We start from the raw sequence: 15,573 nt of genomic DNA, 5'->3' as shown, positions 1-15,573 counted from the left end.
ATTGCTGACAACACTACGGAAGCTGGCCGCGCTGCCAACCGTCGCGTAGAGGTTGCCATTTTCGCCAACGAGAAGCTGAAGAAGGCTGCTGAAAAAGGCACCATCTAAGGAAACGGCGCCCAGCGCTAGCCCTGTATAGCAAGCCGGCGGTACCACTAGGTGCCGCCGGCTTTTTTGTGCCCGCATTCTTTGCTCGGCAGTGTGCAACCCGCCGCTGCCGCAGGCGGTACAACCGCACATGACCGACCTGCCCATAGTATACGACCTGCCTGCCGCCCAAAAAACCTGGCAGGACCACCTGCTTCTCAACCGTTTTTATCCGCCGCTTACTCAAGATGTGCCGCGCCGCTCACCTATGCGGGAACTGATTTCCACGGTACTTTCTCACCGTACTACCCACGCCGACGAGGAACTGGCCTACGACCGGATGCTGGAGGCGTTTGGGGACTGGGCGGGCGTATTGGCTGCTCCCACGGCTGAGTTGGCCCACGCTATTCGGACGACGCGCTGGCCCGATACTCAAGCACCGCGCATCCAGGAAATTCTGCGCCGCATTCAGGCCGAGCGAGGAGAATTCAGCCTCGACTTTTTGGAGGAGTGGCCAACGGAAAAAGGAATGCAGTGGCTGAACGATATGCCTGGGATTGGACTGAAAACGGCCTCCCTGGTACTACTCTTCAACTTTCGCAAGCCGGTGCTGCCCGTTGACACACACGTGCACCGTATTGCTCAGCGCGTAGGACTCATTGGACCGAAAGCATCCGCCGACAAAGCCCATCAGGTGCTATTGGAACAGTTGCCGAAAGATTCGCTGGCGCTACTCAACTTTCATAAGCACAACTATTGGCACGGGCAGCGTGTGTGCCTGTATACCAAACCCGATTGCGCCAAGTGTCCACTAAAGGGCATCTGCAACTATTATTTGGAGCACTATGGCCCTGCCACAGCCGAAGCCATTGCCGCCACACCCGAGAAGTGGGACACGGCTTGGGGTGCCTTGCCACACTAGTTCTTGGCATAGGAAAAGGCAAGTAGTTAGCTCTCGGCGGTGGGCCGTACCTTTGCCCCGAACTTCTAGACTGGGTTAACCGTCCGATCTGCTTTACCCCGCTACGTTATGCGCCTTGTTCGTCATCCGGTTCTGTGCAATTACTACGTGACGTACCGGTGTAATGCGCGCTGCTCGTTTTGCGACATCTGGGAAAAACCTTCGCCCTACATTCAGCTAGCTGATGTGGAGCAGAACCTGCGCGACCTGAAACGATTAGGCGTATCGGTAGTTGATTTTACGGGTGGCGAACCATTATTGCACCGGCAGATTCACGAGTTTGTAGGCTTGGCGCACGATATGGGTTTCATCACGACCCTTACAACCAACTGCCTGCTGTATCCCAAATACGCTACCAAGCTGCGGGGCAAAGTAGATATGCTGCACTTCTCCCTAGATGCTTCGGAAAAGGAAGTGCACGATAAGGGACGGGGCGTGGCCTGCTACGATTTTGTGCTGGAAAGCATCCGGGTAGCCCGGGAACTGGGCGAGCGACCTGATATCTTGTTCACCGTCTTTCGGGAAAATCTTAAAGACCTGGAGGCCGTGTATCGTGATATCACCCAACCCAATAAGTTGGTACTAATCCTTAACCCGGCCTTTGAGTACAATACAGTAGAAACTGGGGAGCAACTCACGGCCGAGGAACTCGACTACTTATCGGCCTTCGGTAAGCGCCCCGGCGTATACCTCAACGAAGCCTTCATTCAATTACGTCGCGACGGTGGCAACCACGTGGCCGCTCCCGTGTGCCGGGCGGCTAGTACTACCTTGGTTATTTCGCCCAGCAATGAGTTGGTGCTACCCTGTTATCACCTAGGTGAACGTAAGTTTCCCATTGCAGGTAACCTCCGCGAGCTATATAACTCCGCAGAAGTGCAGCAACTAGCTGCGTTAGAAGGTCGCCTACCGCAGTGCGAGGGTTGTACCATCAATTGTTATATGCAGCCCAGCTTTGCGGTAGAAACCAGCAAGTACTTTTGGCAGGCCCTTCCTAGTACGCTGAAATACAACTGGGAAAAGGGTACTTGGAAACGAATGTTGACCGGCTGATACGGTCCAAAGGGCAGTGGCCCGCAAGGTGCCGTTCGAGTACCTATACATAACTCAGCTTACTTTTACTCATATGCCCGCTCTTATCCTGTCTGTTCAAGGCCACTACCCACAAATAGGCCCCAACTGTTTTCTGGCTGATAATGCTACCGTTGTAGGTGATGTGACCCTCAGCGCCAAGTGCACGGTGTGGTTCAATGCCGTCATTAGGGGCGACGTGAACAGCATCCGGATTGGAGAGCAGACCAACATTCAAGACGGAGCCGTGATTCACTGCACCTACCAGAAGGCCGCTACTACAATTGGCAACCGCGTGAGCATTGGCCACAAGGCCATTGTGCACGGCTGCACCATAGAGGATGACGTCCTGATTGGGATGGGCGCTATTGTGATGGATAAGGCCGTGGTGGGCCAAGGCTGCATTATTGCGGCCGGCGCGGTGGTGCTGGAGAACACACAATGTGAGCCAGGCTACTTGTATGCAGGTATTCCGGCCCGCAAGATTAAGCCCATTACGGAAGAGCAGCAGGCTACTATTCAGCGCACAGCAGATAACTATGTGCTGTATGCCAGCTGGTTCAGTGGTACCTAACCCTCCATATGTTGAGGCATAGCCAATCAGAAAGAAAAAGACCTTCACCACGATGAAGGCCTTTTTCTTTCTGATTGGCTATGCGTTGCTGTTGTGTTACAACTCTAACGCCTCGTCAGCTTCCTGTTCACTCTCTTCTTGAGCAGTTACGCGAAGCTGCACCAGCTCTACCGAGCGGCGGGAGCGTTTCAACACCCTGAACTCATAGTTGTCGAGCACGGCCACGTCGCCAACTTCCGGAATGTTGCCATAGATAACGTTGAGCAAGCCCCCTACCGTTTCATAGTCGTCGCCTTCGGGCAAAGGGTAGGGGAGGTACTCGTTGGCGTCAGGCACGGCAGTAGCAGCATTTACGCGGTACTCACCCTCCGATACCTTCTCCACTACCGGTACCTCGTTGTCGTACTCGTCTTGGATTTCGCCCACCAGCTCCTCCATGATGTCCTCAATGGTGACGATGCCAGACACTCCACCAAACTCGTCGCTTACGATGGCCATGTGCATGTGCTTGCGCTGAAATTGACGCAATAGGCGGTTAATCTTCTTAGTCTCAGGCACGAAGTAGGCAGGACGCATGATCTTGGGCAGCTCGATGGGCTCCTGACGTCGGATAATTTGCAGCAGGTCCTTCACGTATAGCACCCCCACAATATTGTCGATGTTGCCTTCGTACACCGGAATACGGGAGTAGCCTTCGTTGTATACTACTTCCAAAATGGCGTCCTGCGTGGTGTGCACATCAATGGCCGAGAGCTTAGTACGAGGCACCATGATCTGCTTCACCATACGGTCGTTGAATTCAAACACGTTCTCGATGAGTTCGTGCTCCGAATCCTGAATCTCGCCACTCTGCTTACTTTGATCCAGCAGCAGGCGTAGCTCGTCGGCCGAGTGGGCCTCGGAGTTATGCGTAACGTGGCCCCCAAACAAGCCCGCTACCATGTTAGAGAGCTTGTTGAGCAGCCAAATCAGCGGGAACGTAATAACATAAAAGCCGCGCAGGGGTGCTGCAACAGCCATGCAGATCGTTTCGGGGCGCTGAATAGCCAGCACTTTTGGGGCCTGCTCACCGATAACAATGTGGAGCGACGTGATGACAATGAAGGACACGGCCACCACCGAAAACGTGTGAACCGTAACACTGCTCACGCCAATGCCGAGTGAGTGCAGAATACTGAGCACTACATCGGAAACTACGCTTTCACCAATCCAACCCAAAGCCAGCGAGGCCAGCGTAATGCCGAGCTGCGTAGCGGAGAGGTAGGCGTCCAGGTTTTGTAGCATGCTCAGGGTGAGCTTGGCCAGGCGGTTGCCTCCTTGGGCGCGCAGTTCAATCTGAGAGCTGCGAACTTTCACCAGCGCAAATTCTGCCGCCACAAAAAACCCGTTCAGCAACACCAGCAGAACGGTAAATAGAATTTTTAAACCCATAGATGCGGGGCATGGCTCGACCGGCTTGGCTCCCTTTATGCTACAAAAGTACGAGAATCCGGGCAAGCGGTTCCGAGAAGGTTGAGAAACAGCGTAAACCTGGAGCGCTCGGGGCGGTTGGTGCAACGAGGTTCCTGGGAACTCTGTTGGGTAGTACCGTACTTTGTGAGCTTGGTACCTCCTCTTCTTTGACTATCTCTTTTTGCATGAGACCCTTAAAAATTTCTGGTTTGGCCGTAGTGCTGGTGTTGCTGAGTGCCCTAAACACACTGGCACAAGTGCTCACGCCAACGAAGCTGAGCACCGCCGTAAGTAAAGCGGCACTAAAGGTTGGGGAGGAAGCAGACCTCATCGTAAATGCGCGCATTCAGGATACGTGGCACCTCTACGCCACCGACTTTGATCCTGACTTGGGCCCGACCGTATTCACCTTCACCTTCGCCAAAAGCCCCGCCTATGAACTGGTAGGAAAGCCCAAGTCGGTGGGGGCCGAGAAACACTTCGACGAGACGTTCAAGGGCGACGTTACGTACTTCGAAAAAACAGGCACAATTCGCCAGCGCATTCGGGTGTTGCAGCCCGGCGCCCTTACGGTAAAGGCCGATGTGGAATACCAGAGCTGCACCGATGTGGACGGTCGTTGTATTCCGGGCAATGAAACCCTGAGCTTTGGCCCCGTGGAAGTTAGCGGCACGGCCATAGCCCCCTCTACACCTGATAAAACCGGAGCCGTAGTACCAAGCACCTCGACTCCCACCACTACGGCTACCGCAGCCGTAGCTGACACAGCTGCTACCACTCAAGCGGCTTCAGCCCCGGTAGTAAGCCCTGCCACCGATTCAGGTACTGCGGTGGTAGCACAGGCCGAGCCTGCTGCGGCTGCAGTAGCGCAAGCTGCTGCCCCCGTAAGCACTACGCAGCCAGCGGGTACTGCCCTTTCCTTATGGAAATTTTTGCTGCTAGCCTTTGGGGCTGGCTTGGTAGCGGTACTGATGCCCTGCGTGTACCCCATGCTCCCCATGACGGTATCGTACTTCACCAACAATAGCCGCAGCCGGGGCGAGGCGATTAGCAAGGCGCTCGTGTACGGCTTGTCCATCATTGGCATTTATACCGGAGTAGGCGTTTTGTTAAGCCTGCTGTTCGGGGCTGATGCTGCGAACCTAATCAGTTCGCACTGGCTGCCCAACCTGCTGTCCTTTGTCATATTCATTATTTTCGGAATGTCCTTTTTGGGCCTATTCGAAATCAACGCGCCTAGCAGCTTAGTTAATAAAGTAGATGCGCAAGCTGATAAAGGCGGCTGGTCGGGCCTGTTCTTCATGGCTGCTACCTTAGTTCTTGTATCGTTTTCCTGCACGGTGCCTATTGTAGGCTCGGTAGCTATTTCGGCTGCTAATGGAGAATTGCTGCGGCCTACTTTGGCTATGCTGGCCTTCTCCACGGCGTTTGCTTTGCCCTTCGTACTGTTCGCCCTGTTCCCTACGTGGCTGAAGTCTATGCCCCGCTCGGAGGGTGGCTAAACACGCTGAAGGTAGCTTTGGGCTTTGTAGAGCTTGGCATGGCGTTCAAGTTTCTAAGCTCCGCCGACCTTTCATACCATTGGGGATTGTTGCCCCGGCCCGTATTCCTGGCCATCTGGATTGTACTGGCGGGCCTGCTTGGTTTGTACTTGCTAGGCAAATTCCGCTTGTCGCACGATAGTGAATCGTCGCACGTGAGTGTACCCCGCTTGCTGATGGCTGCCGTTGTGCTATCGTTTATGCTGTACATGGTGCCCGGCCTTTTTGGTGCTCCGCTCAACGGGCTCTCAGCCTTGGCGCCGCCAGCTAGCCGTCAGGATTTTGCTTGGATTAGTAGCAGCGCTACGCCAGCAGTGGCCGCGCAGCAGACAACGTGCACTACGCCACGCTTCGAGGGCGACCTAGAGCTACCTCACAATCTATCAGGATACTTCACCTTGCAGGAAGCCCTAGAGTGCGCTCGTCAGCGTAAAAAGCCGCTGTTTGTCGACTTCACAGGCCACAATTGCGGTAACTGCCGCGTAATGGAAGCCACCGTGTGGAGCGACCCCCGCGTGCTCAAGCGCTTGCGCGAAGACTTTGTAGTAGTAGCTCTTTATGCCGACGATAAAACAGAGTTGCCCCAAAGCCAGTGGTACACGTCTACCCGCGACCAGCGCGTGAAAAAGACCTTAGGCGAGCAGAATCTGGATTTTCAGATTAGCCGGTTCAATATGAACGCGCAACCCTACTACGTGATTTTGGACCCGGCCAGCACAATGGAGCAGCCATTGGCTCTCACAACGGCAGTGGCCTATGAGTCAGATATTAATAAGTTTATCCAATTCTTGGATGCAGGTTTAACTCGTTATCAGCAGCCTCCAGTAGCACAGCGCTAGCTGCCACCTACCAAAAAGAACACCGCATGTAGCCTGTGCTGCATGCGGTGTTCTTTTTGGTAGGTGGCTATTTATCTCACCAAGTCCGAACTGTTTAAGAAAACACTTCGTGAAACAACACGTGGTAGGAGATACCTCAACGAGCCAAGTATATCCAGTTGTATACTGAAAGTAGCTTTCAGAAGCAGCCTTATAGAAAGAATAGTGTTTTTAGAACAGAGAGGAGTTTTTTGGAGTTTGGCGGGTAAATCGAATGGGAAATACCGTTCTTTGCGGCCGGTTTAGCAAACCTGTTCTTTTTGCTTGCAACAAGCAGGTAGAACGCCGGAACTGCTGGGCATAATAAAAGGCGGCACCCACCCAGATGCCGCCTCTTTAAAAGGAACGCACCCACCCAGATACGTTCCGTTTTTTCCTCCTCACGATTTTGCCCACCCAAAGAAGAAAAGTGCTGTAGAAGAAGGATTCGAACCTCCACGGAGTAGTTAGCCGGCCGCCGGACCAGTTTTTCCCGAATCTCCACCCCCGAGAGAGGAGGGCATGTCTGCCAGTTTCATCATTCTACATTGTTTTGTAGTAATCTCGCGCCGTTTGCGTTGGATTATGACAAATGTACTACCTTGGTCTGAATTATAAAATATAAGCAGGCTTTTGGCTAAAAAAATACATTATTTTTAAATAACGTAAACATTACTTGCTAATCAAGTAATCAACTTGCTCAAAAATGGCTCGCAATTACGAACTTGACGACACCGACCGTAAAATCCTGGCATTACTGATTGATGATGCCAAAATGCCTTACACTGAAATAGCTCGCAAAGTACACGTATCGGGTGGTACGGTGCACGTGCGCATGGCTCGGTTAGAGGAATTGGGCATTGTGCAGGGTGCTACCTTAAAGATTGATTACCAGAAGCTAGGCTACGGCGTGCGGGCTTTTCTTGGCATCTATCTGCTAAAAAGCTCGGTGTATGGTAGTGTGGTTGAGGAATTGCGGCGTATTCCGGAGGTAGTCAGCATTGACTTTACAACGGGCGCTTATGGCATCTTTGCACGGATTATCTGTCGTGATACGGCGCATTTGCGTGACGTGCTACATGATCAGATTCAGCTAATCGAAGGGATTGAGCGCACCGAGACGCTGATTTCTTTGGAAGAGGCCTTCAACCGCCCAATACAAATGATGGACTAACCTAGCCCAACCTTGGGCAAGAGCAGCGGCTCCTTTCTACCCTGTGGGCGTGGAAAGGAGCCGCTGCTCTTGGTTGCTGCCTAGTACTCTCTAGCGACACCGAAACCCTACACAGTTGGGTATTGCTTGATGTAATGGACACCTTCATCCAAAGGATAATACAGTTTAGTGTTGGTACCAGAAAATCAGGATTGTTGTGTTATTTCAGCTTACTATTGGGCAAGTGTTCGGGCTACTTAACCAGAATAAGATGATGTAGTGAATGTAGGTCGTTACTGTGAACCCATGTTTACTTGCAGTATAAGCAGAGGTATGGAGCAGAACAGGCTAATTGATCGATGAATATATAATATGGTATTATTCAGGAAATGATGCCCCACTCCTTGATAGCGGTGATAGAATAAATTATATTTCATCTACCTGCCGTGCGCAGGAGGTCGACTAAGCTTTTATGACTGTGCGTTACTATGCTTTGCTTGTTTTTGTAGCGGCACCTTATGTTGGATTGGCCCAAAGTCTACCCGCAGTTTATCTCAATGATCGGGACGAAGCCACCGTGCCGGATAGCGCGTCGCACTACCGAATCATCGACCGCAAGAGCGACTTGCTGGAGACCTTCACAATGCGGGAGTATTCCTTATCGGGAACCTTACTATTAAAAGGCGCTCTATCCTCCATTGATCCGCCAGTGCGTAATGGACAACTGACCTGGTACCACCCTAGCGGCACCAAAGCCGGACAAGTACACTATCACAATGATGAAGCCGATGGCCTGTACGTAGGGTGGTACGAAGATGGTCGCATTAGCCAGCGCGGAGAATATACCGATGGGCAACGAACCGGCCGTTGGATTACGGTACACCGCAATGGCCAAAAACGCTCCGAGGGCCGCTACCATAATGGGCGGGCTGTGGGTGAGTGGCATTACTACTACGACACCGGTCAGCTAAGCGCAATAGAGCTCCCCGATCGGCAAGGCAAGCCCTTAGCGCTAGCTTTCTTCAACGAAGACGGCTCGGCTTATATGGGGAAAGTGCAGGCCCGAGAACTGCCTAAGTTTCCGGGTGGGCAAGGCGCGCTGCTGAGCTACATCGCGCGCAACACCAACTACCCCAAGAATTCCCGGCGTAAAGGCATCACGGGCAAAGTGTACGTACGCTATACGGTAGACGAGGACGGGCGTGTAGGACAGGTGCAAGTAGTGCGCAGCCTTTCTCCCGATGCCGACCAAGAGGCTCGCCGAGTAGTAGCTAGCTTGCCCCTGTTTGAGCCTGGACGGGAATACAACCTGCCCACGGCAATGACATTTACACTGCCTATTTATTTCGCTCCGAACTTCTCTTTGTTCTCGGGAGTACGCCCCCCGCAAGTGCCGCCCACGGAGGCTCGCGCTACCAGTCCCGATGAGTAAAAGCAAGAGCCCCAGAAGCATGAAGTAGCTCCCAGGCTCTGTCGTTCTTATCGGAACGTAGCCTATGCTTAGGCAAGCATCCCAACTGCGTTTTTGCTCGGCAAGGCCGTTTTGCCAGTTAAAAATAGGTCTACTTTCCGGGCTGCCTCGCGCCCTTCCGAAATAGCCCATACCACCAATGACTGCCCCCGACGCATATCACCAGCAACGAATACATTCGGAGTGCTGGTCTGGTAGGATGTGTCGGTAGCCTGAACATTTCCCCGTTCATCTACCTGTACTTGGAGCTGTTCCAGCAGCCCCGCGTATTGGGGCGAGGTAAAGCCCAGGGCGAGTAGTACCAGCTGACAAGGAATTTCGCGTTCCGAGCCTTCTATTTCCTCAAACGTGAGGCGGCGGCCCATAATGTCGGTTTCCCAGGTAATGTCGCTAACGAGTAAACCCCGCACGCGGCCCTCCTCGTCACCGAGGAAGGCTTTCGTCTTGATGCCCCAGTAGCGCTGGCAGCCCTCTTCGTGCGAAGTGCTACTGCGGAAAATAGCTGGTTCCTGAGGCCAAGGTGTGTGGGCGGGACGCTCAGTACCAGGCTGGTGCATTTGGGCAAACTGCGTAACGCTACGGGCTTGCTGCCGGTTAGCGGTGCCCACGCAGTCAGAACCGGTGTCGCCACTACCAATTACTACCACATCGTGGCTAGTGGCAAGTAGCTCTGCTTCTAGCAAGGAGAGGTTGCTTACCCGGCGGTTGTGTTGGGTAAGGTAGGGCATGGCAAAGTGAATGCCCTGCAACTCCCGGCCGGGAATAGGCAAGTCGCGCGGCACGGTAGCTCCGCCTGCCAGCACTACTGCATCGAAGGTGCGTGTTAGCTCCTGGGCGGCTAGGTCGCGGCCGATTTCCGTGTTACAGCGGAATACCACACCATCTTCTTCCAGCAACTGAATCCGACGGTCAATTACCCACTTTTCCAGCTTAAAATCAGGAACACCGTAGCGCAGTAAACCACCCGGTAGATCGTCGCGCTCGAACACGGTTACGGAGTGGCCAGCCTTTGCCAGCTGGGCGGCAGCAGCCAACCCAGCTGGGCCGCTGCCTACTACTGCTACCGTCTTGCCCGACTTCAACACGGGAGCCGTGGGGCGCACGTAGCCTTTAGAGAAGGCTATTTCAATGATGTGCTTTTCAATTTCCTCAATGGCCACCGGTGCTCGGTTGATGCTTAGTACGCATGCCGACTCGCAGGGGGCGGGGCAGATACGTCCTGTAAATTCGGGGAAATTGTTGGTAGACGATAAGATGCGGTAGGCTTCTTCCCAATCTTGCTGGTATACGGCATCATTGAACTCAGGAATGATGTTGCCGAGTGGGCAGCCTGAGTGACAAAACGGAATGCCACAATCCATGCAGCGGGCCGCTTGCTTGGTTAGTTGATCTTCGGTGTACAAGCCCACAAACTCGCGGTTGTGAGCCACGCGTTCCTGCGGGGCGGCCTTCGTAGGAAGCTCCCGCTCAAACTCTTTAAATCCCGTTATATGTCCCATTCTGTGGGCTGTTTGATCTGTGAGAGAACCTAGCGGGAGAAATCAGTACGCATCTGGTTTCTCCCGCTACGTGTGTTTCGGTGGTAGACAGTAGGCTAAGTAGGGTGCTATGCGTGGCTTCCATTACGCCATAGCGTACTGGGCTTTTTGCAGCACCTTCTTGTATTCGGAGGGGAAGACCTTCACGAATCTGCCCGCTTCTTCGCTCCAGTTACCGAGCAAGTAGCTGCAAGCTGACTGCCGGTAAGCTGCTGATGCTGGTGCAAGAGGGCCTGAATTTGGGTTTCGTCGTCGGCATCCAAGGGGTCAAGCTCTACCATCTCGGTGTTGCAGTTCTGGGGGAATGTGCCGTCAGGGTCATACACCCAGGCAATGCCTCCGCTCATGCCGGCCGCAAAGTTGCGGCCTGTTTTACCCAGAATCAGCGCGCGGCCTCCGGTCATGTATTCGCAGCCATGGTCGCCCACGCCTTCCACTACAGCCGTGGCACCGGAGTTGCGGACGGCAAATCGCTCGCCCGCCTGCCCGCGCACAAACAGCTCACCGGAGGTAGCTCCGTACAAGGCTACGTTGCCAATGATGATGTTCTGCTCGGGTACAAAACGGCCTTCCGCCGCCGGAAAAATGGCCAAACGTGCTCCCGACAAGCCTTTGCCTACATAGTCGTTGGCTTCGCCTTCCAGAGCAAAGGAGAGGCCTTTGGCGCAAAATGCGCCAAAGCTCTGACCAGCCGACCCCCGGAAAGAGTAATTGACAGTGTTGTCGGGGAGACCGGCCGCGTGGTAGCGCTTCGCTACTTCATTAGATAGCAACGTGCCAATAGTGCGGTCGGTATTGCGCACATCGAAGGTGGCGAATACCGGAATTCGCTCGTCGAGAGCTGGCTTAGCATGTGCCAGGAGCTGCCAGTCAAGGATATTAGCAAGGCCGTGATCTTGCTGCTCGCTGTTGTAGAGCGTGCCGCCCGAGGGATTCGGGACGGGCTGCAAGAGGTCCGTCAGGTCCAGCGTGCGGCTTTTCCAGTGCGTAATGCCTTCACGAACCTTTAGAAACTGAGTTCGGCCCACCATCTCGTTTACGGTCCGGAAACCAAGCTCCGCCATTATTTCGCGGAGTTCTTCGGCCAAAAACCGGAACAGGTTTACAATGTGCTCAGGCTGACCCGTGAACAGTTTGCGCAGCTCTGGGTCTTGGGTTGCTACCCCTACCGGACAAGTATTGAGATGGCATTTGCGCATCATAATACAGCCCCCCGCAATGAGGGCAGCCGTGGCTACTCCCCATTCCTCGGCTCCAAGTAAGGCTGCTACGGCTAAGTCGCGGCCCGTTTTGAGCTGCCCATCGGCTTGCAGCACCACGCGGCTACGCAGTTGGTTGCGAAGTAAGGTTTGGTGAGCTTCAGCCAAGCCAAGTTCCCACGGCAGGCCAGCGTGCTTGATGGAACTCATGGGTGAGGCCCCGGTTCCCCCATCGTACCCCGCAATGAGGATCACATCGGCGTGGGCTTTGGCTACCCCCGCCGATATGGTCCCCACACCTGCTTTGCTCACCAGCTTCACATTTATGCGAGCGGCACGGTTGGCATTCTTCAGGTCGAAAATCAATTGGGCCAGGTCCTCAATCGAGTAGATATCGTGGTGGGGCGGGGGCGAAATCAGGCCTACGCCGGGCGTAGCATGGCGCACCTTGGCAATCCATTCGTCTACCTTATGGCCCGGCAGCTGGCCGCCTTCTCCGGGCTTGGCACCCTGGGCCATCTTAATTTGCAGCTCGTCGGCATTGGTGAGGTAGTGCGCCGTAACGCCGAAGCGGGCCGACGCTACCTGCTTAATAGCTGAGCGCATAGAATCCCCATTGGGCATATGCTCATAGCGCAGCGGGTCTTCGCCACCTTCGCCGGTATTGCTTTTGCCCCCAATGCGGTTCATGGCAATAGCCAGCGTGCTGTGCGCTTCATGCGAGATAGAACCGAACGACATGGCCCCGGTAGCAAAGCGCTTCATGATGCTTTCCGCCGGCTCTACCTCTTCCAGACTAATGGCGGGACGATGGTGAGCAAAATCGAGCAGGCCGCGTAAGGTAAACATGCGCTCGGGCTGCTCATTCAGTAGGCGGGCGTAGCGGCGGTACACGTCGTAGTTGCCAGTGCGGGTGGCGTGCTGAAGCAGGTGCACCGTTTCGGGGTTGAACATGTGGGCCTCGCCTCGGCGGCGCCACTGGTAGATGCCGCCTTCAGGAAGCAACTGCTGCTCTTCCGAAGAGCTGCTCTTAAAACCTTGAAACTGTTTATAAAGCGTTTCGCGGGCTATTTCGTCTAGCCCAAGCCCCCCAATGCGCGTTACGGCTCCCGTGAAGTAGCGGTCCACTACGCTTTGGTTGAGGCCCAATATCTCGAACACCTGCGCGCCGTGGTACGACTGCAGGGTGCTGATGCCCATCTTGGAGAAAATTTTCAGTAGGCCGTCGCACACTGCCTTGATGTAGTTCTTGGCTAGCTGAGGGTAGTCGTACGTGGTGTTGAATTGACCGCCCGCGTGCATGGTTTGCACCGTAGACAGGGCCAAGTACGGGTTAATGGCGGTGGCACCGAAGGCCAGCAGGCAGGCAAAGTGATGTACCTCCCACACGTCGCCGGCCTCTACTACAAGGCCCACTGAGCCCCGGTAGCCCTTGCGAATCAGGTGGTGGTGTACCGCCGAAACAGCCAGCAAGGAGGGAATAGGCGCGTGCTTGGAGTCCAGGCCGCGGTCCGACAGAATCAGTACTTCAAAGCCATCATTTACCGCGTCTTCGGCGTAGCGGCACAGGCGGTCCAGGCCGGCTTCCATGGAACCAGGCTTGCCATCGGCCTTGAAGTAGGAAAGCAGGGTCTTGGCATTGAACATGCCCGTATCAATACTGCGCAGCTTTTCCAGCTCATGATTCGTGAGAATAGGCTGGCGCAACGCCACGCAGTGGCAGTGCATTTTGTCCTCATCGAGGATGTTGCCATTGTTGCCGATGAAGGTAGCCAGGCTCATAACCAACCGCTCCCGAATGGGGTCGATGGGCGGGTTAGTCACCTGGGCGAAAAACTGCTTGAAATAGCTGCTCAGGTGCTGAGGCTGATCCGACAACACTGCCAGTGGCACGTCTACCCCCATAGAACCGATAGGCTCCTTGCCTTCGAGGGCCATGGGCGTAATGAGCGTATCAATGTCTTCACGAGTGTAGCCAAACACCTGGTGATACTTAAATACCGCCTCGGCCGCCAGATCGGAAAACACTTGGCGCGGTTCGGGCAATTCCTCCAGCCGAATCTGGTACTCGTCGAGCCACTGGGCGTAGGGCTGACGGGCGGCTGCTTGGGCTTTCAGCTCCTCATCGGTGATGATTTGGCCGGCTACGGTGTCAATGAGCAACATCTTACCGGGCTGCAAGCGGCCTTTCTTCTCCACAGTCGCTTCGGGAATGTGCAAGACTCCGGTTTCGGAGGCCACCATCACACGTCCATCATTGGTGACTATGTAGCGCAGAGGGCGCAGCCCGTTGCGGTCCAACATAGCGCCCAGCATTTGACCATCCGTGAAGAGTAGGGCGGCGGGGCCGTCCCACGGAGCCATGAAAGTGGCGTGAAACTCGTAGAAGGACTTTTTGAACGGGTCCATCTGCGTGTTGCCGTCCCAGGCTTCGGGCACCAGCATCATCATCACGTGGGGCAACGAGCGCCCCGAGTGCAGCAGAACCTCCACAATGTTGTCGAGGCAGGCTGAGTCCGACTGGTTGCTGTCGATAACGGGCAGTACCATGTCCATTTCCTCGGCCGAAAAGTACGGCGACACGTAGGAGCGCAGGCCCGCGTAGAACCAGTTGAGGTTGCCCCGCAGGGTATTAATCTCTCCATTGTGAGCCAGCAGCCGGAACGGCTGGGCTAGGCGCCAAGAAGGAAACGTGTTGGTAGAAAAGCGCGAGTGCACCATCCCAAACGCCGACGTCACCCGCTCGTCCGACAGGTCGGGGAAGTAGCCGCGCACCTGGTAGGTAGTGAGCTGCCCTTTGTAAACAATGGTTTTGCAGGAAAGGGAAGTGAAGTAGAAATCATCGGCGGCGGCTGGCACCTGCTCCGAAACGGTTTTGGTAATGTAGCGCCGCAACACGTAGAGCTTGCGCTCAAAGTCCTCGGGTGAGGCGATGCCGGCGGGCCGCGCCACAAACACCTGCTCAATGGCCGGCTCAGCAGCCAAGGCCGTTGGGCCAATGCCGGTAGGGTTTACGGGCACGGGACGGTACCCAAGCACCCGAATGCCTAACTGCTCGGCCGCGGCATTAATAAGGGTGCGGCACGCTTCCTTGGGCGCGGCTTCTTTGGGGAAGAATAGCATGCCCACGCCGTACGAGCCCGGTTCGGGGAGGCGGATGTTGCGGGCTGTGCATTCTTCAAGAAAAAACCAGTGGGGCAGTTGCAGGAGCAGGCCAGCCCCATCGCCAGAGTCAGAGTCGCAACCACAGGCGCCGCGGTGCTCCATATTCTCCAGCATGGTCAGCGCATCGGCAATAATCTGGTGCGACTTACGGCCGTTGAGGTAGGCAATAAAACCGGTACCACAGGCGTCGTGTTCAAACTCCGGGCGGTACAGGCCCAGGGAGGTATCAGGCGTCATGGAAATATGTGGTGTCGTGGTTGGAAAGATTCTGCCCTTCGTTAATAGGTCGAATTAGCAAGATATTATCCTCTTCCAAGCACGTGCGTCGCCACGAGCCTTTTTTACGATTTCTAACCTGCCCAGTAAGGTTGTTAGGTGCTCAATAAGTGGCTGTTATAACGCTGCAAAGCCATTTCAACGCAGTGTAAAGTTCTATTGCGCAAGTGCAGAAAAAAATGTGTTAAGTGCAGGGTATAGTCTAAAAAGCGTAGCCCGGGCTTATCA

General features: G+C 54.7%; 9 protein-coding genes and 1 pseudogene. 7 read left to right on the top strand and 3 right to left on the bottom strand.

The window, feature by feature from the left end:
- Positions 1-238 precede the first annotated feature (238 nt).
- The 3 genes from VI25_RS10045 to VI25_RS10035 all read left to right on the top strand — a co-directional run bounded on the left by VI25_RS10045 (position 239) and on the right by VI25_RS10035 (position 2,693).
- Positions 239-1,009: an endonuclease III domain-containing protein gene (locus VI25_RS10045; RefSeq protein ID WP_045688927.1), complete on the top strand. Its 771-nt coding sequence runs from the start codon at positions 239-241 to the stop codon at positions 1,007-1,009.
- A gap of 108 nt (positions 1,010-1,117) precedes the next feature.
- The gene (locus VI25_RS10040; RefSeq protein ID WP_045688928.1) at positions 1,118-2,101 is read left to right on the top strand and encodes a radical SAM protein; all 984 of its coding nucleotides are present in this window, start codon (positions 1,118-1,120) and stop codon (positions 2,099-2,101) included.
- Between the two features lie 73 nt (positions 2,102-2,174).
- Positions 2,175-2,693, top strand: a complete 519-nt coding sequence (locus tag VI25_RS10035; RefSeq protein WP_045688929.1) for a gamma carbonic anhydrase family protein — start codon at positions 2,175-2,177, stop codon at positions 2,691-2,693.
- Positions 2,694-2,789: 96 nt separating this feature from the next.
- Here the strand turns inward: VI25_RS10035 and VI25_RS10030 are convergent, their stop codons facing one another.
- Entirely contained in the window at positions 2,790-4,124 is a 1,335-nt protein-coding gene (locus VI25_RS10030; protein ID WP_045687614.1) for a hemolysin family protein, read from the bottom strand.
- A 206-nt stretch (positions 4,125-4,330) separates the two neighbouring features.
- On the opposite strand from VI25_RS10030, the gene VI25_RS26755 reads away from it, so the two are divergent.
- The 4 genes from VI25_RS26755 (at position 4,331) to VI25_RS10015 (ending at position 9,128) form a co-directional block, all read left to right on the top strand.
- A complete protein-coding gene (locus tag VI25_RS26755) occupies positions 4,331-5,647 on the top strand; it encodes a cytochrome c biogenesis protein CcdA (protein WP_236704999.1) in 1,317 nt (438 codons plus the stop codon).
- Positions 5,611-6,525, top strand: a complete 915-nt coding sequence (locus VI25_RS26750) for a thioredoxin family protein (RefSeq protein WP_236704998.1) — start codon at positions 5,611-5,613, stop codon at positions 6,523-6,525. The genes VI25_RS26755 and VI25_RS26750 overlap by 37 nt, the downstream gene beginning before the upstream one ends.
- Positions 6,526-7,249: 724 nt before the next feature.
- Positions 7,250-7,717 carry an AsnC family transcriptional regulator gene (locus VI25_RS10020; protein WP_045687613.1) on the top strand — a complete coding sequence of 156 codons (468 nt, stop codon included), beginning with the start codon at positions 7,250-7,252 and terminating at the stop codon, positions 7,715-7,717.
- A 451-nt stretch (positions 7,718-8,168) separates the two neighbouring features.
- Positions 8,169-9,128: an energy transducer TonB gene (locus VI25_RS10015; RefSeq protein ID WP_052695035.1), complete on the top strand. Its 960-nt coding sequence runs from the start codon at positions 8,169-8,171 to the stop codon at positions 9,126-9,128.
- A gap of 68 nt (positions 9,129-9,196) precedes the next feature.
- On the opposite strand, the gene VI25_RS10010 is transcribed toward VI25_RS10015, so the two are convergent.
- Positions 9,197-10,666: a glutamate synthase subunit beta gene (locus VI25_RS10010; protein WP_045687612.1), complete on the bottom strand. Its 1,470-nt coding sequence runs from the start codon at positions 10,664-10,666 to the stop codon at positions 9,197-9,199.
- Between the two features lie 123 nt (positions 10,667-10,789).
- Positions 10,790-15,306, bottom strand: a pseudogene (gltB, locus tag VI25_RS10005) (glutamate synthase large subunit).
- Between the last annotated feature and the right edge of the window lie 267 nt (positions 15,307-15,573).

Source organism: Hymenobacter sp. AT01-02 (genome assembly GCF_000961955.2).
In the GTDB taxonomy this organism is placed as follows: domain Bacteria; phylum Bacteroidota; class Bacteroidia; order Cytophagales; family Hymenobacteraceae; genus Hymenobacter; species Hymenobacter mucosus.
This window is presented reverse-complemented; position numbering and strand designations above follow the sequence as displayed.